At 63.7% G+C, this 19,489-nt stretch carries 17 protein-coding genes; 10 read left to right on the top strand and 7 right to left on the bottom strand.

Annotation, left to right across the window (positions count from 1 at the left end):
* Positions 1–143: 143 nt before the first annotated feature.
* From PIN31009_RS03855 to PIN31009_RS03845, 3 genes are all read left to right on the top strand, one after another.
* Positions 144–1,169, top strand: a complete 1,026-nt coding sequence (locus PIN31009_RS03855; protein ID WP_150789353.1) for a DUF1338 domain-containing protein — start codon at positions 144–146, stop codon at positions 1,167–1,169.
* Positions 1,170–1,271: 102 nt separating this feature from the next.
* A complete protein-coding gene (gene amaB, locus PIN31009_RS03850) occupies positions 1,272–2,771 on the top strand; it encodes an L-piperidine-6-carboxylate dehydrogenase (protein WP_150789352.1) in 1,500 nt (499 codons plus the stop codon).
* 201 nt (positions 2,772–2,972) lie between these two features.
* The gene (locus PIN31009_RS03845) at positions 2,973–4,172 is read left to right on the top strand and encodes an aminotransferase-like domain-containing protein (RefSeq protein ID WP_150789351.1); all 1,200 of its coding nucleotides are present in this window, start codon (positions 2,973–2,975) and stop codon (positions 4,170–4,172) included.
* Positions 4,173–4,523: 351 nt separating this feature from the next.
* Here PIN31009_RS03845 and PIN31009_RS03840 read toward each other — a convergent pair whose 3' ends face one another.
* Positions 4,524–5,978 (bottom strand): 2-hydroxymuconic semialdehyde dehydrogenase, encoded by a 1,455-nt coding sequence (locus tag PIN31009_RS03840; RefSeq protein ID WP_150789350.1) that lies wholly within the window; start codon positions 5,976–5,978, stop codon positions 4,524–4,526.
* 203 nt (positions 5,979–6,181) lie between these two features.
* Between PIN31009_RS03840 and PIN31009_RS03835 the strand changes: the two genes are divergently transcribed.
* Positions 6,182–6,967: a GntR family transcriptional regulator gene (locus PIN31009_RS03835; RefSeq protein ID WP_150789349.1), complete on the top strand. Its 786-nt coding sequence runs from the start codon at positions 6,182–6,184 to the stop codon at positions 6,965–6,967.
* Here the strand turns inward: PIN31009_RS03835 and PIN31009_RS03830 are convergent.
* From PIN31009_RS03830 to PIN31009_RS03820, 3 genes are all read right to left on the bottom strand, one after another.
* Positions 6,897–8,063: a M20 aminoacylase family protein gene (locus PIN31009_RS03830; protein ID WP_150789348.1), complete on the bottom strand. Its 1,167-nt coding sequence runs from the start codon at positions 8,061–8,063 to the stop codon at positions 6,897–6,899. The two genes, PIN31009_RS03835 and PIN31009_RS03830, sit on opposite strands and share 71 nt — an antisense overlap.
* Before the next feature lie 97 nt (positions 8,064–8,160).
* Entirely contained in the window at positions 8,161–9,396 is a 1,236-nt protein-coding gene (locus tag PIN31009_RS03825) for a diaminopropionate ammonia-lyase (protein WP_150789347.1), read from the bottom strand.
* Between the two features lie 64 nt (positions 9,397–9,460).
* Positions 9,461–10,759 carry a Zn-dependent hydrolase gene (locus PIN31009_RS03820; protein ID WP_150789346.1) on the bottom strand — a complete coding sequence of 433 codons (1,299 nt, stop codon included), beginning with the start codon at positions 10,757–10,759 and terminating at the stop codon, positions 9,461–9,463.
* A gap of 171 nt (positions 10,760–10,930) precedes the next feature.
* On the opposite strand from PIN31009_RS03820, the gene PIN31009_RS03815 reads away from it, so the two are divergent.
* Entirely contained in the window at positions 10,931–11,404 is a 474-nt protein-coding gene (locus tag PIN31009_RS03815; RefSeq protein ID WP_150789635.1) for an Lrp/AsnC family transcriptional regulator, read from the top strand.
* 26 nt (positions 11,405–11,430) lie between these two features.
* Here PIN31009_RS03815 and PIN31009_RS03810 read toward each other — a convergent pair whose 3' ends face one another.
* Complete coding sequence (locus PIN31009_RS03810; protein WP_150789345.1) at positions 11,431–12,396, bottom strand: GlxA family transcriptional regulator; 966 nt, start codon at positions 12,394–12,396, stop codon at positions 11,431–11,433.
* 129 nt (positions 12,397–12,525) lie between these two features.
* Between PIN31009_RS03810 and PIN31009_RS03805 the strand changes: the two genes are divergently transcribed.
* Entirely contained in the window at positions 12,526–13,467 is a 942-nt protein-coding gene (locus PIN31009_RS03805; RefSeq protein ID WP_150789344.1) for a PLP-dependent cysteine synthase family protein, read from the top strand.
* A 21-nt stretch (positions 13,468–13,488) separates the two neighbouring features.
* Here the strand turns inward: PIN31009_RS03805 and PIN31009_RS03800 are convergent, their stop codons facing one another.
* Positions 13,489–14,460, bottom strand: a complete 972-nt coding sequence (locus tag PIN31009_RS03800; RefSeq protein WP_150789343.1) for a bifunctional helix-turn-helix transcriptional regulator/GNAT family N-acetyltransferase — start codon at positions 14,458–14,460, stop codon at positions 13,489–13,491.
* A gap of 238 nt (positions 14,461–14,698) precedes the next feature.
* Here PIN31009_RS03800 and PIN31009_RS03795 point away from each other — a divergent pair, with 238 nt between their 5' ends.
* Both PIN31009_RS03795 and PIN31009_RS03790 read left to right on the top strand, forming a co-directional pair.
* Entirely contained in the window at positions 14,699–15,403 is a 705-nt protein-coding gene (locus tag PIN31009_RS03795; RefSeq protein ID WP_150683052.1) for a response regulator, read from the top strand.
* Positions 15,404–15,522: 119 nt separating this feature from the next.
* Positions 15,523–16,638, top strand: a complete 1,116-nt coding sequence (locus PIN31009_RS03790; RefSeq protein ID WP_150789342.1) for an ATP-binding protein — start codon at positions 15,523–15,525, stop codon at positions 16,636–16,638.
* 27 nt (positions 16,639–16,665) lie between these two features.
* Here the strand turns inward: PIN31009_RS03790 and PIN31009_RS03785 are convergent, their stop codons facing one another.
* Positions 16,666–17,460, bottom strand: a complete 795-nt coding sequence (locus PIN31009_RS03785; RefSeq protein WP_150789341.1) for an SDR family NAD(P)-dependent oxidoreductase — start codon at positions 17,458–17,460, stop codon at positions 16,666–16,668.
* Positions 17,461–17,603: 143 nt separating this feature from the next.
* Between PIN31009_RS03785 and PIN31009_RS03780 the strand changes: the two genes are divergently transcribed.
* Both PIN31009_RS03780 and PIN31009_RS03775 read left to right on the top strand, forming a co-directional pair.
* Positions 17,604–18,047 carry a MarR family winged helix-turn-helix transcriptional regulator gene (locus PIN31009_RS03780; RefSeq protein WP_246185490.1) on the top strand — a complete coding sequence of 148 codons (444 nt, stop codon included), beginning with the start codon at positions 17,604–17,606 and terminating at the stop codon, positions 18,045–18,047.
* A gap of 93 nt (positions 18,048–18,140) precedes the next feature.
* Positions 18,141–19,481 (top strand): serine hydrolase domain-containing protein, encoded by a 1,341-nt coding sequence (locus tag PIN31009_RS03775; protein ID WP_425495464.1) that lies wholly within the window; start codon positions 18,141–18,143, stop codon positions 19,479–19,481.
* Positions 19,482–19,489: the final 8 nt, after the last annotated feature.

Genomic DNA, 19,489 nt, shown 5'->3' with positions numbered 1-19,489 from the left:
CGCTTTACGCGCGTGTCATCCCTTTCAATAATGCTGTCACTGCAAGAAGGCGCGAGGTGACATTCCCGCGCGCCTGCCCCGACACCCTGCGGCGCTGCCTGACATCAAAAAAGCGACAGCGCCCTACCCTGCGAGACATTCCGATGCGCAATGCCAATGTGCAGTCGTTGCTGGTTTCCCTGCTGGGAGAAGCGCGTACCGACGCGCTTTTCGCCACGCTCAACTCGCCGTCGATTCTGGCGGTGTACGAGCCGGGTCAGGTCACCCGTGCCGAACTGGCACAGGCCATGAACATGGCCTTGTTCGAAGGCTTGCTGGCGCGCTCGCAAAACGGCCGCACCTACACCGAAGAAACCATCGGCAATGGCGGCAGCGTCTATCTCGACCATGGCGCGTTGCGCACCGTGCGTTGGGCCAGCAATGGCGCGTTGCCGCCGGGCGAAGCTGCGTTCACGCGGATTCTGCGCCCGCTCGGCTTCCGCCCGAACGGCCGTTACCCGCTAGACCGGCTCGGCATGACCGGCCGCGCCTACGCCCACGAAGATGCGCCCGAAGAGATCTCGCAGTTCTTCGTCAGCGAGTTGCACCCCGAGCGTTTCTCCGAAGGGTTCCAGCAGGCTGTGTCGAACGTTGTGGGGACGTCGAAAGACCCGCTGACGCCGGCCGCCGTCGGCCAACTGTGGGAGCTGGAACGCGACGGCACGCTGCCGCTCGAAACGGCGCAGGCATTGCTGCCCGTCATCGTGGGCGCGTTTGCGCGTCAGCATGACGTGCCGAGCGAGGCCGACTACGACGTGCTGCTGGCCGAGTCGGCCGAGATGGCGTGGATTGCGACCGAGGGCAACGCCTTCAACCATGCGACCGACCGTGTCGACGACGTTTTCGCGCTGTCCGACGCCGAGAAGGCGAAGGGCCGTCCGATGAAGCCGGAAGTCGAGCGCTCGCGCTCGGGCCGCGTGTTTCAGACGGCGTATCGCGCCGACGTGGTGCGCCGCGAATTCCGCGCGGCCAACGGCGAGATCGTCACGCGCGACGTACCGGGCTCGTTCTACGAATTCATCACGCGCCGTCGCGAGTACGACAACACCAAGCACTGCTGGAAGATCGACCTGCGTTTCGACGCAGGGAATGCGCAGGGCATCTTCAAGATGACCGCCAACGCCAAATGACCGTGCGGCGCGGCATACGCGTCGCGACGGGCGCACAATATGCCCGTCTGACGCCCGCTGCGTCGATTGCCTGCTACCACCGGATTACATAGGGACTTCAACGTGAACGCCACCTCCATCCTCAACGAACTGGGTATTGCCAAGCTGGCCGAGACCGGCGACATCGCCGTGCACTCGCCGATCGACGGCGCCCTCATCGGTCGCGTGGCCAGCGCTAGCGTGAGCGACGCGCAAGCCGCGCTTGCCCGCGCCCATACCGCATTCACCGCCTGGCGCAACGTGCCGGCCCCGCGCCGCGGCGAGCTGGTTCGCCTGCTGGGCGAAAAGCTGCGCGAACGCAAGCAGGCGCTCGGCGCACTGGTCACGCTCGAAGCCGGCAAGATCCTGCAAGAGGGTCTGGGCGAAGTGCAGGAAATGATCGACATCTGCGACTTCGCCGTCGGCCTGTCGCGTCAACTGTACGGCCTGACCATCGCATCCGAGCGTCCGGGCCACCGCATGGCTGAAACGTGGCATCCGCTGGGTGTTTGCACCGTCATTTCCGCATTCAACTTCCCCGTCGCTGTGTGGTCGTGGAATGCGGCGCTGGCGCTCGTGTGCGGCAATGCCGTCGTGTGGAAGCCGTCGGAAAAGACCCCGCTGACCGCGCTGGCCGTCAACAAGCTGATGGAAGAAGTGATTGCCGAGTTCGGCGACGCGCCGGAAGGCCTGACCGCCTTGATCATCGGCGGTCGCGACGTGGGTGAAGCACTCGTGGCCGATCCGCGTTCCGCCATCGTGAGCGCAACGGGCAGCACCGAAATGGGCCGCAAGGTCGGCGTGGAAGTCGCGCGCCGCTTCGGCCGTTCGATTCTCGAACTGGGCGGCAACAACGCCGGCATCGTGACCGGCAGCGCCGACATGGAACTGGCCCTGCGCGGCATCGTGTTCTCCGCCGTGGGTACGGCAGGTCAGCGTTGCACCACGCTGCGCCGCCTGTTCGTGCATGAAAGCGTGTACGACAAGACCGTCGATCGCCTGAAGAGCCTGTACGGCAAGGTGTCGATCGGCAACCCGCTCGAGCGTGGCACGCTGATGGGCCCGCTGATCGACGAAGGTGCCTTCCAGCGCATGCAGGGCGCGCTCGACATGGCACGTGCGCAGGGTGGCAAGGTGACCGGCGGCGAGCGTCATGCCGTGGCGGGCGCCGACAAGGGCTTTTATGTGAAGCCGGCCATCGTCGAGATGTCGTCGCAGACCGACGTCGTGTTGACCGAAACCTTCGCGCCGATTCTGTACGTGCTCAAGTACAGCGATTTCAACGAAGCCATCGAGGGCAACAATGCGTCGTCGCACGGCTTGTCGTCGTGCGTGTTCACGACCGACTTGCGCGAGGCGGAACGCTTCACGTCGTCGGCCGGCAGCGATTGCGGCATTGCCAACGTCAACATTGGCCCGAGCGGCGCAGAAATTGGCGGCGCGTTCGGTGGCGAGAAGGAAACCGGCGGCGGTCGCGAGTCGGGTTCCGATGCATGGAAGGGTTACATGCGCCGTGCCACCAACACCGTCAACTACTCTTCCGCCCTGCCGCTCGCGCAAGGCATCGACTTCTCGATCGAGTGATATCGCACTAAGGCGTGCCCGGCATCATGGACGCTCACGAGCCATCTGCCGGGTGCACCGCGACTCTTGCAAGCGCCTGCCCGCCGCTGTCGGCGGGTGGCGCTTACCACCTCCCGAATTGCATTCTCGCGTCACGCGTTCTGCACGCCGCACGCGCTCCACGCTCACTACGCTCACCACGCTTTCGATAGCGAGGCCCACATGTACGCCTTCACTTCTCCGTTTGCCAATCCGGCGGGCTCGCCCATTCGCGAGCTGTTCAAGTACTTGTCCGAGCCGGGCATGATTTCCTTCGCGGGCGGCTATCCGGCCAGCGACCTGTTCGACGTCGAAGGCTTGGCGGCAGCGCAGGCACGCGCCTTCGCGCAGCCGACACGTTGCCTGCAATATGGGCCGACCGACGGCTTGGCCGAACTCAAGACCCAGATCATCGCGTTGATGGCGACGCGTGGCGCGCGTTGCGCGAGCGACGAGTTGTTGGTCACAACCGGTTCGCAGCAAGGACTGGATTTACTGCTGCGCGTACTGGTAGCGCCGGGCGACGTGGTGGTGACCGAGCAACCGGCGTATCCGGCGACGTTGCAGGCGTTGCGACTTCAGCAGGCACAGGTCGTGACGGTGCCGGTCGATGCGCACGGTCTGGACGTCGGCCATCTCGAAGCGCTTTTGCGTGAAGGAAAAATTGCCACGCCGAAGCTGCTGTACACCGTGCCGACCTTTGCCAACCCCACGGGCGCGACGCTTTCGCGCGAACGGCGTGTGGCGTTGCTGAAGCTGGCGGCCGAATATCGCTTCATCGTGGTCGAAGACGATCCATATGGAGATTTGCGGTTTGCGGGCGAGGCACTTCCCACGTTGCTGGAGTTGACGGATGACGTCCCGGGTTCACGCGAATGGCTGGTGCACTTTTCGAGCTTGTCGAAAATCGTGGCGCCGGGGTTGCGGGTGGGCTGGACGATAGCGCCGCCGGAGATCGCGCGCCGTTGCGTGGTGGCCAAGCAGACGGTGGATTTGTGCAGCGTGCCGTGGACGCAGGCGGTAGCGGCGGAGTATCTGGCAGACGGTGCGCTGGAGCGGCATTTGCCGAGCATCAAGTTGGCGTACAAGCGCAAGTGCGATGCGATGTGCGAGGCGCTGGGGACGTTGTTGGGTGACGAGATCCAGTTCCATGCGCCCGAGGGCGGGATGTTCGTTTGGGCACGACTGGCGGCCGTGAAGACGAGCGAGTTGTTGCCGCACGCGATCGCAGAGAAGGTGTTGTTCGTGCCGGGCACTGCGTTTTACGCAGAAGACGCCGATGCGGCATCGTTGCGCTTGTCGTTCGCTGCGCCGGGTGTGGATGCCATCGAAGAAGGGGTAAAGCGTTTGCAGCGGGCGATGCAAGCCGTGGGGGAGAAGTAGGAATAAGGCAAGCGCACCAAGGGTTGCAACGAATCGTGGGAGTGAAAACGAGTCGGCGGCGCATCCGAGCATTTGCTGATGCGAAGTGACGCAAATGGTCGGATGTGGCGACGACCGACCGGTAGCGCGAGCTTGCGGGGCGGGAAGCGTTGCCTGGGTGGCGAGACGTAGGGATGGGTTGCGACGAAGAGGTGGGGGATGACGAGCCGTCGGTGCGCTACCCGTTTTCCAAAGCGAATTACGTGGAGCGACGAAAACGGGTGGCGTGCCGGCGGCCGACCACAGGAGTGGATAGCGGGTCCGCGCCGGAAAAGACCGACGCGGTGTGAACCATTCAAAACTTGTAGCGAATCAAAGCTTCACACAGACATTCCGAAGTTCGGTGTAGAACTCAAGCGAGTGCACGCCGCCTTCGCGTCCGATGCCGGATTGCTTTGCGCCACCGAAGGCGGTACGAAGATCGCGCAGGAACCATGCGTTGATCCAGCACACGCCCACTTCCAGCGCGGCGCCCATGCGGTGCGCCCGGCTGACGTCCGTCGTCCAGACCGTGGCAGCAAGGCCGTACGGTGTAGCGTTCGCCATCGCAATGACTTCGTCTTCCGTATCGAACGGAGCGATATGGCAGCACGGTCCGAAGATTTCTTCGCGGATCACCGAGGCGGTTTCGGGCAGTCCGGTCCAAATCGTCGGCTGCACCCAAGCCCCGTCTTTCATCGCAGCGGGCATGTCGGGCACGCCGCCACCGGTGACCACCGTCGCGCCTTCCTCGCGAGCCTTCGCGTAGTACGACAATACTTTCTCGCGATGCACCTGCGAGACGAGCGGGCCGAAGTTCGTGCCTTCCGCGTACGGATCACCGATCTTCAGCGACTCCGCGCGTTCTTTCAACGCGGCCACGAAGCGATCGAAAATCGGCCGCTGCACGTAGACGCGCTCCGTCCCCAGGCAGACCTGTCCGCTGTTGTCGAAGCTCGAGCGCGTGATACCCGCTACCGCCTTATCGAAGTCAGCATCGGCAAACACGATGCCCGGGTTCTTGCCGCCCAGTTCGAACGACACCGGACGCACGCCATTTGCGGCGGCCTTCATGATCGCCTCGCCCGTACGGGTTTCGCCCGTGAACGTGATGCCATTCACGCCCGGGTGCTCCGTCAGGAACGCGCCTGCCGACTCGGGACCAAAGCCGTGCACCACGTTGTAGACGCCCGCCGGCACCCCGACTTCGTTCATCACTTCGCCCAGCAGCGTGGCTGTCGCGGGCGTTTCCTCCGACGGCTTCACCACCACCGTATTGCCGAAGGCCAGCGCCGGGCCAACCTTCCACGTCATCAGCAGCAGCGGCAAATTCCACGGACACACCACCGCGATCACCCCGCGCGGCGTGCGCACGCCGTAGTTCAGCGCGTTGCCGCCATCCGGCGTCACCATCGCGAACGACTCCGTCGGCACGTTCTTGATCATGTCTGCGAACACCTTGAAGTTCGCGGCGCCGCGCGGAATGTCCAGATGGCTCGCCAGACTGTGCGGCTTGCCAGTGTCCGCAATCTCGGCGGCCAGAAAGTCGTCGAATCGGCGGTTGATTCCGTCTGCCACGGCGTGCAGCAGTTCAACCCGCTGGGCCACCGTCATCTTGCCCCATGGGCCTTGCAGGGCGGCACGCGCGGCGCGCACGGCGGCGTCCACCTCCGTGCGGCCGGCCTCATGCACTCGGCCAATCAGGCTGTTGTCCACCGGGTTGCGGTTCTCGAACGTGCGGGCGCTAGACACCCACTCGCCGTTGATGAAGTTCTGGAAGTCTTTCATGTCTCGCTCTCGATTTATCTGGGAATGACGGCCATCGGACGTGCCGATGCGACATGACCACACGATAAATCGCGCCCCAGACCCTCGTCAATATTTTCTCGAGAATTTTTATTTATCTCGATTATTTTGTCGTTTTGCGACAATTTTAATCAAACTGCCTATAATCGCGAAACTCGATCAAACCCGCGATCACCGAAAGCCTCATGCTCAGTAACGCCACGTCCGCCACGTCCGCCCAAGCGCCCGACGCCACCCTAGCGCAAAGCGCTTACCTGCGCCTGCGCAGCGACATCGTCGACGGCGTGCTGATGCCGGGCGAAAAGCTGCGGGTCGAACATCTGAAGGATCGGTATGCGGTGGGTGCCGGCACGCTGCGCGAAGCGCTGGCGCTGCTGGTCGCCGATGCGCTCGTGGTGCAACAGGGACATCGGGGGTTTCGGGTGACACCGATCTCGCTCGCCGATTTCATCGACATCACCGAGACGCGCGTGCAGTTGGAGACGGAGGCATTGCGCCAATCCATCACGCTGGGCGACGACACATGGGAAGCCAGTCTGACGAGCGCGTTTCACCTGCTCACACTGGCAGAAGAACGATTGGCGAGTGGTGCCGTGGGCGGAAGTGCCGGCGCGGAGGCTTTCGCGCAGTGGGAAGAACGCAATCGCGCGTTCCACGAAGTGCTGATCGCCGCGTGTCCGTCACGCTGGCTGCATCACTTTCTTGCGATTCTCTACCGGCAGTCCGAGCGCTACCGCCGTCTGTCCATCACGCACCAGCCCGTGCCGCGCGACGTGCATGAGGAACATCAGGCCATCTTCGATGCGTGCCTCGCGCGCGATGCGACCAAGGCGTCCGAGACCCTCGCCGCCCACATCCGCAAGACGCTCGAAGCCGTGCGTGAACTGCCCGACGCCGTCATCAACGCGGCAAACTCTCCCGCACAATCTGCGCGAAATACTTCGCTCCCAGCGGCAGAATCGCATCGTTGAAGTCGTAGCAGGCGTTGTGCAGCGGTATCGCGCCGGGTTCATCGCGCGTGCCGTTGCCGATGAACGCGAAGTTGCCCGGCAGATGTTGCAGGAACACCCCGAAGTCTTCCGACGCCATCACCGGTGCGATGTTCGGCTCGACCATCGCGTCACCCGCCACCGCCCGTGCTGCGCGCACCGCAACGTCAGTGTTCGCCTCCCAGTTCATCGTCGGCGCAAACTCGTGCGTGTACTCGAACTCGCACTGCGCGCCGTGCATCGCACAGATCCCCATGCAGATGTCACGCATGCGAGTCTCGAGCAACCGCTGCACCTCAGGCGTGTAGCTGCGTGTGTCGCCCTTGATCACGACGTTCGTCGGAATCGCATTGCGAATGCCGTCGGTGATGAATTCCGTACACGACACCACCGCCGACTCGCCCGGGTCGACGCTACGCGACACTACCGTTTGCAGCGCCACCACGATCTCGGCGCCGATCACCAGCGGATCGATCCCCATATGCGGCCGCGCCGCGTGAGTGCCTTTGCCCCGAATCCGGATCACGAAGTTATCTTCGCTCGCCATGATGCCGCCCACGCGCGTGGCGATCTGCCCCGCCGGAATGCCCGGCATGTTGTGCACCCCGTAAATCGCATCGATGGGAAAGCGCGTCAGCAGCCCGTCGGCAATCATGGCCTTCGCCCCGCGACCATGCTCCTCGGCCGGCTGAAAAATGAAGCGCACCGTGCCGTTGAAGTCGCGCGATTCACATAGCAACTTGGCGGCACCCAGCACCATCGACATATGCCCGTCGTGTCCGCAAGCGTGCATCTTGCCCGCCACCTGCGACGCGTGATCGCGCCCGGGCGCCTGCTCGTTGATGAGCAACGCGTCCATGTCCGCGCGAATGCCGATCGCCCCCGGTCCATCGCCGACCTTGAGACTCGCCACGACACCCGTGCCGCCGATGCCGCGATGCACGTCCAGCCCGAAGCTCTCGAGTATCGTGGCCACCGTCTGCGACGTTCTGAGTTCTTCGAAACCCGTCTCCGGGAGACGATGGAACGCATGCCGCCAGTCGGTCAGTGCCTTCGCGAAATAGGTGTCCTGCGTCATCTTCGGTCTCTCACAATGTCAAAGGGCGGATGCGGTCGCGGTTAGCAGTCAAAGCAGTCAAAGCGGTGAAAGCAGTCAAAGCGGTGAAAGCGGCGATTCAGCGCGACAACCACGCGCGTTGACGCGACAACACCTCGTCCGCCGTCTCGCCCACGAGTTCAGCGTAGACCGACGGTGCCGTAGCGCCCTCGGTGTTGATCAACAGCACGCGGGACGCGCCGTTCAGCCCGATCGCAGACGCCCACGCCGGTGACGCTGATGCCGCCATCAACCCGGCCAGCCCCGCCACGCCCGACTCACCGGCAACGAACGGCACATCGTTTGCGCTGCCCTGTGCGAGCCGGCGCATCGCATCCACGGCCTGCGCATCGGTCACCGTCATGAATGCATCGACGCACGGTTGCAGAAAACGCCACGCCAGCGGCGACGTCTCACCGCAGGCCAGCCCCGCCATCACCGAATCGACCGTGCCCGTCGCCTGCGCCGGCCGCCCCGCCATCGCGCTTTGATACAGACAATCGGCCTGCTCCGGCTCAACCACAACGAACGTCGGACGGTCGGCGCCCCACTGCTCCCACAAGTAGCTGGCAACGCCTGCGGCCAGACCGCCCACGCCCCCTTGAAGAAACACATGCGTGACAGCCGAAGCGTCATCCGCACGCTCCGAATGTTCGCTCGCCAGCGTCTCGACAACCTCAGCAGCGATGGTGCCATAGCCTTGCATCACATCGCGTGGAATCTCTTCGTAGCCGTCGTAAGACGTGTCCGAAACCACATGCCAGCCGTTGCGCTGCGCGAGCGCCGCCGCCTCGGTCACCGACGCGTCGTAGTTGCCCGCGATACGCACGATCTGCGCGCCATACGCGGCAATCGCTTGCTCGCGCTCTTCGCTCACGTGCGCATGCAGCACGATGACGCAACGGCAACCGACGCTCTTCGCCGCAGCCGCCAGCGCCCGGCCGTGATTCCCATCGGTCGCGCTGATCGCCGTGAAGCCGGCAAGCGCCTCGCGATGCGCACCGGCAAACAAGGCCGGCGCCGTGAAACCCTTGCCCTCGAAGGTCCGCAGAATCAATCGCACAAGGGCAATCGGTGCACCCAGCGCCTTGAAACTCCTCAGCGCCGAGCGCAACGCTTCATCCTTCACCAGCACGCTTTGCACGCCCAGCGACGATGCCAAGTCGGGCAATTCGCGCAACGGCGTGCTGGCCGCGTGCAGACCGTCCCATTGCATCAGCCATTCGCGGCTCTGGCCGGCGCGGGCGATGCTCATCACGTTCTGAAGTTCGGCGGGATACGACGTGCGCGACGCCCGGGGATTCACATACAGCATGGGGGGACTCCGGTGTTTCGATATCTTTGAGGGCAACGATGCCAAGTCTTGATGCGACGCGCGATCAACCGAGCGACAAGACACCCAGCCGTTGCGCGACCACGTCGAGCAGGACTTCGGCGCCGCTGACCAGTTGTGCGTCGTCGGTGTGCTCGCGCGGGTTGTGGCTGATGCCGCCACGGCTCGGCACGAAGATCATCGCGGCGGGGGCGATGCGCGAAATCATCTGCGCGTCGTGCCCCGCTCCCGAGGTCATCCGCTTGTACGAGAGGCCGCGTTTTTCGGTGCACGCGGCAATGACATCCGCGAGCGCTGCGTCGAACACCACCGGTGAAAAGCGTGCGAAACGCTCCGTCGTGACACGCACGCCTTCTTCCTGCGCGATCTGCGTCAGGAACTCGGCCAGTCGCGCCTCGCCCGCGGCCAGACGCTGCTCGTCCGGGTCGCGCATATCGACCGTGAACACCGCCTTGCGCGGAATCACGTTGATCACGCCCGGCGACAGTTGCATCGTCCCGACCGTGGCGAGCGTCGTGCCCGAGTCGCGCGCGATGCGGCGCAATTCCGTCACCACGGCGGCGGCGACATAACCCGCGTCATGCCGCAGATGGGTAGGCGTCGTGCCAGCGTGATTGGCGTTGCCGTCAATGGTGATCTGCTGCCACGAAATGCCTTGCAGGTTCTCCACCACGCCGATGGCCAGCCCTTCCGCTTCCAGAATCGGGCCCTGCTCGATGTGAAGCTCGAGATATTCGTGCGGCACCAGCGTGCCCGGTGTCATGTCACCCGCATAGCCGATGCGCACCAGCTCGTCGCCCAGCCGTGCGCCATCGGTGCCGATCGCGTCCAGCGCTTCGTCGAGCGAGAACCCGCCCGCGTGGACGAGCGATCCCATCATGTCGGGGTGGAAGCGCGCGCCTTCTTCATTGGTGAACGCCACCACCGTGATCGGACGCGACGGCACCATGCCCGCCTCGCGGAACGCCCGTGCGACGGCCAGCCCGCCGAGCACACCGTAGCAACCGTCGAGGGCGCCGGCGTTGACAACGGTGTCGATATGCGAGCCCATCATGAGCGGGCGAAGTGCCTTGCCCTCGGCATCCGTCGCGTCGGACGGCAGTGTGCCGAAGATGTTGCCGATGCGGTCGACCTGAATGTCGAGCTCGAGCTCGCGCATCCACGCGACGACCTGATCGCGGCCCGCCTTCTCTGCATCGGTGAGGGCCACGCGGGTGCGGCCGCCGTTGACGGGGTCCGCACCGATCTCGCCCAATTCGCGAAGCTGTTGCAGCAATACGGGGCCGTTAAGACGGAGCGTGGAAGTCGCGGTATCAGTGGAGGAAATGTGTGCGTGGTCGGACATAAGACAGTGGAGTCGTGGGCCTGCGTGTGACTTGTGCGCCCCGGTAACGCCCCTTCGTGCAGGTGGCGAGTTACCGCTGGCGGAGTATCATCGGATGACCTGAATAATATTCCGGACAACGCGTACGATTCACGCGTTTTTGCGTATCCAATCGAATTTTTATTGCGCACCATGCCCCTCGACAGCTACGACATCGCCCTGCTCGGTGCGATCCAGCAGGACGCGACGACACCGCAGCATGCCCTCGGCGCACAAGTGAATCTGTCGTCCGCCGCCGTCAACCGGCGCTTGAAGAAGCTCGCTGACGAGGGCGTGACGCGCAAGACCGTGTCGCTGATCGACCCGGCGCGTGTGGGCTATCCACTCACGATCATCACCGAGATCGAAGTCGAGAACGAACGGCTCGATCTGCTCGATGCCATGCGCCGCAGCTTTCTCGCCTGCCCGCAGGTGCAGCAGTGCTACTACGTCGCCGGCGAGTGCGACTTCGTGGTGATCATGGTCGTGCAGGACATGGCGCAGTACACCGAACTCACGCGTGCGCTCTTCTTCGAAACCAATAACGTGAAACGCTTCAAAACGCTCGTGTCCATGAGCAATGTGAAGGTCGGTCTGGAAGTACCGATGGACGGACTGAGCGGCTGAGCTCACGCCATAACGCCGCTACTACATCACCGCATTTCCGCGCGAAGCTCGCGCACGCCACGCCCCAATTTGCGACGCAGCAACGTGCGTAACGTCGCCGAATCGGCGTAGCCCACTTCGGTGGCAATCGTCTCGAGATCGCAGCCGGTAGAAACGAGATGCTGCGCGCGTTCGATACGCAGGTCCTGAAAGAACGCCAACGGCGATTTGCCAAGCACCGCCTCGGTACGGCGCTGTAAGGTGCGCGGCCCGACGGCCAGCGCGCGCGCCGCGTCCTGTAGCGAAAAACCCTTTGAGAGATGCCCGCGCGCCCAGCGCTCGAACTTCGCGATCAACGGGTCGGCATTGGCCAGAAAGTCGGGAATCACGTATCTGGCCTGCGACGAGCGCGTGTCGATCAGCATCAGACGCGCCACCAGCGCCGCCAACTCAGGGCTCGCCTGCCGCACCAGCCAGAGCGCCAGATCGAGGTGCCCCATCATCGCGCCGGCCGTCACGATCCGGTCGGATGCCACCAGCATTCTCGAATCGTCGAGATCGACCGCCGGATAGCGCTGACGGAAGAACGGCGCGAGCGACCACGTTGTCGTTGCGGTGCGTTGATTCAGCAAACCGGTTTCCGCGAGCAGGAACGTGCCGATACACGCGGCGGCGATGCCGCAACTCCCCACGTCGTGCCAGCGCCGGATATGCCCGACAGCATCACGCACATCGGTGCGCGCCAACGCTTCGGCCAGCGGGTCGGGTTGCTTGGTGTTGAGCGCCGGCACGACGACCCAGTCCGCCTGATGCAGGGCGTTCGCCGACGCCACCGGCAACGAGAACCCCAGTGCCGTGCGAATGCTTCTGCGCACGCCCACGACGTGGACGTCGAACGGCGGCGTCGGAAAACCCTGCATGGCCGCAAGTTCGTTGGCGGTGGAGAACGTATCCATCAAGACGGTCAGCCCCGTGTCGAACACACCGTCAAGGGCAAGAATGGCAAGTTTCATGTCGCAAATGACTCGAATAATGTCATTCCCGACTATAGTTTGCGTCGCCATCCGGGTCTAGACTTTGTTGTGCAGCGGCCCTGACTGCCGCCCCTGAAAGACACGACACGAGACTAGCGAGTGCCTCCTATGAATGCTTCCCCGACGTCCATCCTCGACACCATCGGCAACACCCCGCTGTTGCCGCTTCGGCACGTCCTGCCCGCCAATGGCGCACGCATCCTGCTGAAGCTCGAAACGCAGAACCCGACCGGCAGCATGAAAGACCGCATGGCGCTGGCGATGATCGAGGCCCCGGAGTCCGATGGGCGCTTGCCGCCCGGCGGCGCCGTCGTGGAATACACCGGTGGCAGTACGGGCGTCTCGCTGGCGCTCATCTGCGCGGTGAAGAAGCACCCGCTGCATATTGTGACGTCCGACGCGTTTTCGAAAGAAAAACTCGATCACATGCGTTTGCTCGGGGCCAGGCTCACGCTGATTCCGAGCGACAACGGCAAGCAAACGGCACGGCTGACGAAGGACATGATTCGCGAAGCCCATCGCATTGCCGACGAAACGGGCGCGTATCTCACGGCCCAGATGGAGAACACCGATCAACTGCACGCGTACACGTTGATGGCCGACGAAATCTGGACGCAGACCGGTGGCCGCATCGATGGCTTCGTGCAGAGCGTGGGCACCGCCGCGTCGTTGCGCGGTATCGCCGAAACGCTGCGTCAGCGCGACCCGAATATCCGCATGGTGGCCGTGGAGCCGGCCGAGTCGGCGGTGCTGTCGGGTGGCCCGTCCGGCGCGCACAAGATCGATGGCATCGGTGCCGGATATGTGGTGCCGCTCTGGCGCGACGATATCGCCAACGACATCGAGCGCGTGACCACCGACGAGGCCAAGGCGATGGCGTTCCGGCTGGCCGCCGAAGAGGGGCTGTTCTGCGGCACGTCCACCGGCGCGAATGTGACGGCAGCGCTACGCCTTGCCGAACGGCTTGGCCCGGGCGCGACCGTCGTCACGATCATGTGCGATACGGGCATGAAGTATCTGAAGACGTTTGCCGAGCACCTCACGCCGTAACGACTCGAGGCGTGGCACGTCTTACTTGCCGCGCGTGCGTGTGAATCGCTGCTCGGTAACCTCGGTGCCCCACTGCGCGCCCGTCGACTCGGAGGCCAGTTCGAAACCGAACGCCTCGTAGAGATGGCGCGCAGCGTCCAGCCCCTTGAACGTCCACAGATAAGTCTCGCGAAAGCGCTCGTCGACGAACTGCATGGCGTGCGACATCAACTGCCGTCCGATGCCGGTGCCGCGCAGCGAGTCGTCGACGATGAACCAACGCAAATGCGCCACACCGGTCGCGAAATCGCCGTCGATGGCGAGCGACGCCAGCGTGCGGCCATTCTCGACGCAAAGCCACATGGCCTTGCCCTCGGCAGGCAACGCCCCGGAAAATTCCGCCAGTTCTGTGGCGACCTTTTTCTCGAAGAACGCGCCGAAGCCCCAGTGTTCCGCGTAAAACCGTGCGTGCAGGCTCGCGATATCGCCGATGCAGCCGGGCACGTAGCCCTGCTTCACCGACGGCCCCTCCGCATGCATGCCCGTAGACTTCGCCACATTGTCGACCGCCAGCGCGTCGGCATACAGCGCCAACGAGCGAATCAACGCCTGCTGATCGGCCGGCACCAGACGCCGCAGCGCATTGGAGACCTGATCGGTCGCAAACCGGTCGATCCGCTTGCGCAGCGCCTGCCCTTCCGGTGTCAGTTGCAGCGCGAATGTGCGCCCGTCGTCCTTCGACGCCACGCGGGTGACGAGCCCGCAAGCTTCCAGCTTGGCCAGTTGACGGCTGGTGTTCGACTTATCGAGCCGCAGCAGACCGCCCAGATCCTTCGCGCTGACGCCCGGGTTTGCGCCAATCTCGATGACCGCATGGACCGCCGAAGGCGCCAGATCGCTGTCGGCCAGCGTCGTGCGCATGAAACCCAGCTCGCGCACCAGCTTGCGCGAAAACTCGCGCAGTTCGAGGATCGTGGCTTCTCGCGAGCCAGCATTCAGGTCGGTGATATCCATGGCACGGGGCGGATTAGTTGCATTGGTTGCGCTTCGCAACAATATAGTTGCATAGTGCAACTTATGCAAGGCGAAAATCTTCCGGATCGCTAGCGCGATGCGGTAATTTGCACCGTCGCGTTTCATGGAGAATTGTCGCGTTTTGTCGACACGCCGTCGCAACGCGCGAGAAGCCACTAAACTGCTGGCCGAAGCTGTCGTCTCTCCCCCCGTCCGTTAGTCCGTTACCATCTCGAAAATGCCCACCCGGATTCTTCTCGTCGAAGACGACGCTCGTCTCTCAGCGCTGGTCGCCGGCTATCTGCAAAAGCATGGGTATCAGGTCGATACCGTGCTCGACGGGGCGCGCGCGGTGCAGGCGATCATCAAACGCCGCCCCGATCTGGTCATCCTCGACGTGAACCTGCCCGGCAAAGACGGCTTTCAGGTTTGCCGCGAGGCGCGCGAGCATTACGACGGCATCGTCATCATGGTGACCGCACGCGACGAGGAATTCGACGAAGTGCTCGGGCTGGAACTCGGCGCCGACGATTACGTGCACAAGCCGGTGCAGCCACGCGTGCTGCTCGCACGCATCAAGGCGCAACTGCGCCGCAACGTGCAACGGCCGTCATCGGCGGCGCAACCGGAATCGATCGTCTTCGGCAAATTCAGAATCGACCGGGGCAATCGCACGGTGACGCTGCCCAACGGCACCACCCCCGACCTGACCTCGGCAGAATTCGACCTGCTGTGGGCGCTGGCACGCTCGGCCGGTCAGGTCGTCACGCGAGACGATCTGGTGCGGCAACTGCGCGGTGTCGAATTCGACGGCGTCGACCGCTCGGTCGATGGTGGCATTTACAAGCTGCGCCGCAAGCTGGGCGACGACACCACACCGCCCCAGCGCATTCTGACCGTGCGCGGCAAGGGCTATCAGCTCAACAAATCGGATTGGGATTGAGCCGTGCGGACGTATGAAAGCGCCCGCTGGCGTTGGGTTGTCTGACACGACACAGCCAGACACTCGAACAAACTCAACGATCCTTGACGACATAACGCAACACCTCGCCGGGACAAACCATGCGTGGCCATCATTTCCAGCCTTATCGCTACTGCCGGCTCCGGTGGCAGCGCTTCCGGCGCTCGTGGACCGACACCCGCGCCGACCGGCGTCCCAGTTGGTCGCGTCTCTACGTGCGCACTTACACCCGCCTGCTGTGGTTGTGCCTGCTCGTGCTCGCGGTGCCCGCCGCGCTCCTGCTGATCAATCTGCCCGGTGAATGGCTTCACGAGCATTTGATGACCGTGCAGTTTCTGCTGCCGTTCGCCGTATCCACACTGGCGTTGCCCGCCATCGTCGCGTATCGCTGGATGCGTCCCGTCTGGGTCGATCTGGTGATGGTGCGCGAGCGTGCCATCGACTTCAGCGGCGGACGGTTTCACACCCGGGCGCGCGAGTCTTATAGCGTGATCATCGGGCCGCTGGCACGCACGCTGAACGCACTTGCCGAGCGCATGGAAAAGTTGATTGCCACGCAACGCGACCTGACCAACGGCATCTCGCACGAACTGCGCACGCCGTTGGCCCGGTTGCGCTTCGCACTGGAAATCTTGCGTGACCCCTCGTCGCCCGCAGATGCGTGCCGGCAAGCGTTGGAGAGCATCGATCAGGATGTGACGGAACTCGACGAACTGATCGACATGAGCCTGACGTTCGCGCGCCTCGAATACAGCTCGCTGCAATCGCACGTCGAAGCGACGTCGGTATCGAACTGGTTCACGGCGCAGGTGCGCGACGCCACCTTGCTCTACGCCGATCGCGAGATCACGCTCGACACCGATTGGGACCCCGCGTTGCAGGTCGTGATGGACAAGCGTCTGATGTCGTACGCGATGCGCAATCTGCTGCGCAATGCCAGCCGCTACGCCACCTCGCGGATTGTCGTGGGGCTGCACTTGCGCCACGGCAACGTGGAAATCTATGTGGAAGATGACGGCCCGGGCATTCCCGAGAGCGAACGCCAGCGAATCTTCGATGCCTTCGTTCGTCTGGACCGTAGAACGGGCGGCTACGGCCTCGGCCTCGCGATCACCGAACAGGTCTTGCGTGCCCACCACGGGCGCGTTGTCGCGACCGACCCGGTCACACTGGGCGGCGCGCGCTTCGAGATGAGCTGGCCGGCGGTGACGCGGTAGTAATCCATTAGTCCATTAGTCCGGTAGTCACGACGCACTAAATCCGCCGTCCGCCGCCAAGACGTGCCCGACGACAAACGACGCCTCGTCCGACGCTAGCCAGACAACTGCCTCGGCGACTTCCTCCGGCTGCCCCATCCGGCGCAACGGCAGGCCAGCGGCAACGGCGGACATGTCGGCGATACCGGACGCCAGCATCATGTCGGTCACGACACGCCCCGGTGCGACGGCGTTGATACGAACGCCGCGAGGCGCACATTCCATCGCCGCCGAACGCATCAGTGAAATCACGGCGGCCTTGGACGCCGAGTAAAGCGCCAGCCCCGGATTCGGATTGCGCATGCCGCTGACCGACGCGTTGATGACGATGCGGCCGCCACCCTGTTCAGCCATGACCGGCACTTGGTATTTGAGACACAGGAAAACCGATCGGACATTGGCGTCGAACACGCGCTCGTAGACCGCCGTGTCCTGCGCTTCGACCGGCGCACGGCGCTCCTGAAAACCCGCATTGTTGAACGCGACATCGAGACGGCCGAACTGGGCAAGCGTGGTCTGGACCAGATTCGCCACGTCTTCCTCGCGCGTCACGTCGGTTGGCACGTACAAGCCTTGTGCGCCCGCCGCGCGGCATTCGGCAGCCACGGCTTCACCCGCCGCCGAACGACGCCCAGCAATCACCACAGCCTCGGCACCTTCACGCGCCATCAGGAGCGCCGTCGCGCGGCCAATGCCGCTGCCGCCTCCGGTGACCAGCCCCACGCGACCCGCCATACGGCCACGGCGCGGCGTCGAATCTTCGGCTTGCGACGATGTTTCCATGGTGCCCCCTGAACGTTGCAACCTCTCACGCGAACCGTGTAGTGCCCGTGACAAAAACAATGGCCGGCGACACGAATTAGTTGTATCGTACAACATTGTTTTCATAAATCAATCGAGAATCAAAAATGCCGGATGTCGACACCTTGCTGATCGATGCCATTCGAGCGGCGTCACGAAAGATGGTGCGAGAGTTGGGTTTCATGCGCACGACGTTGGCCGGCACAGACTATTCGCCGTCAGCCGTTCACGCGATTATGGAAATCGGCGTACGCCACGCCATGACGGCGGCGGAGCTCGCTGAATTCCTCAATCTCGAAAAATCCAGCATCAGCCGGATGGTTCGCAAATTGATCGAAGCTGGGGAATTGAAGGAAACCGTCAGTCGTGGAGATGCGCGTGCCAAGCTGCTGACGTTGACGCCGCGCGGCAAGCGGACATTGGCGTCGATCAACGACTATGGCCGGCAGCAAGTCACCAGCGCGTTGACACAATTGAGCGACGACCAGCAACAAGCCGTGGCCGCGGGTTTGACGGCGTATGCCCGCGCGCTGGAGGCGCATCGGGTTGGCGCCCCCGATAACGCGTGACGGCATTCCCCCGGCAAGTTCTAAAGGGCTTCGGTGGCATACTGACGGACAGATTCGGTGTCCGCTCACTCCTTACCAAAGCTCAACTTGCCGATCAGAACAGAAACGCCATCCCGTCGTGCCATCGCGGCCCTTTTCGGCGCGTCGATACTTTGTGCCGCCGTCGTTGCGCCGGTCGCGCTGGCCGAGACCGCTGCCCCCTTGAGCGCGACCCAGTCCGATCCGCGCACGCTCGGCTGGATGACCGGGTCTCCGCCGCCTGACGACAAGGCCATCCGCTTTACCGATGGCGATTACTTCACGTTCCCCAAGTCGCGCTGGACCGTCTGCCATTTCCGCGAACTCATGCCGACCGTCGGCGTGTCGCGCGGCCCCGGCGCCGCCGTGCCATTGGCCCGGAAGATCGACGCAGGCATCGATGCCGTCACCTTCACACCGATTGGCCGCGACGTGAAAATGAGTTGGCGGCAGGCGTTCGATGCCAACTATACGGACGGCGTCATCGTGCTGCACAAGGGCCGCGTGGTGTATGAACGCTACGCCGGCTGCCTCGATGCCAATGGGCAGCACGGCGCGATGTCGGTGACGAAATCGCTGACCGGCTTGCTCGGCGAAATGCTCGTCGCAGAAGGCGTGATCGACGAGAACGCGCGCGTCGACACCATCGTTCCCGAACTTCGACAAAGCGCCTTTGGCGACGCCACGGTGCGTCAGGTCATGGACATGACGACCGGGCTGCAATACAGCGAGGACTATAGCGACCCCAATGCGGAAGTCTGGCGCCATGCCGACGCGGGAAGCCCCCTGCCCAAACCGCGCGGTTATACCGGGCCAAGAACCTATTGGGAATACCTTCAAACCGTGCGCAAACAGGGCGAGCACGGCACGGCCTTCGCTTACAAGACGGTCAACACCGATGCGCTGGGATGGATCATCGCGCGCAAGACCGGCAAGTCGGTTGCGCAGTTGCTATCCGAACGCATCTGGCAGCGCATGGGCGCAGAACAAGACGCTTATTACACCGTCGACTCGCTTGGCACGCCCTTCGCAGGTGGCGGCTTCAGCGCTGGATTGCGCGACATGGCGCGCATCGGTGAATTGATGCTGGAAGGCGGCACGATCAACGGCAAGCGGCTGGTGCCGAAGCAGGCCATCGATCACATTCGGGCGGGCGGCGACAAGGCCAAATTTTCGAAGGCCGGCTATGACCTGCTCAAGGGCTGGAGCTACAGCGGCATGTGGTGGGTATCGCACAATGCCCACGGCGCGTTCATGGCGCGCGGCGTCCACGGGCAGGCGATCTACGTCGACCCCGCGGCGCAAATGGTGATCGCGCGCTTCAGCTCACATCCGACCGCCAGCAATTCGGCCAACGATCCGACGTCACTGCCCGCGTATCAGGCCGTGGCGGACTACCTGATGACTCACCCGTAACACGCTCA

The organism is Pandoraea iniqua, assembly GCF_902459685.1.
Lineage (GTDB): Bacteria > Pseudomonadota > Gammaproteobacteria > Burkholderiales > Burkholderiaceae > Pandoraea > Pandoraea iniqua.
Note: the sequence above shows the minus strand (reverse complement) of the source record. Positions and strands in the feature narration are given on the sequence as shown.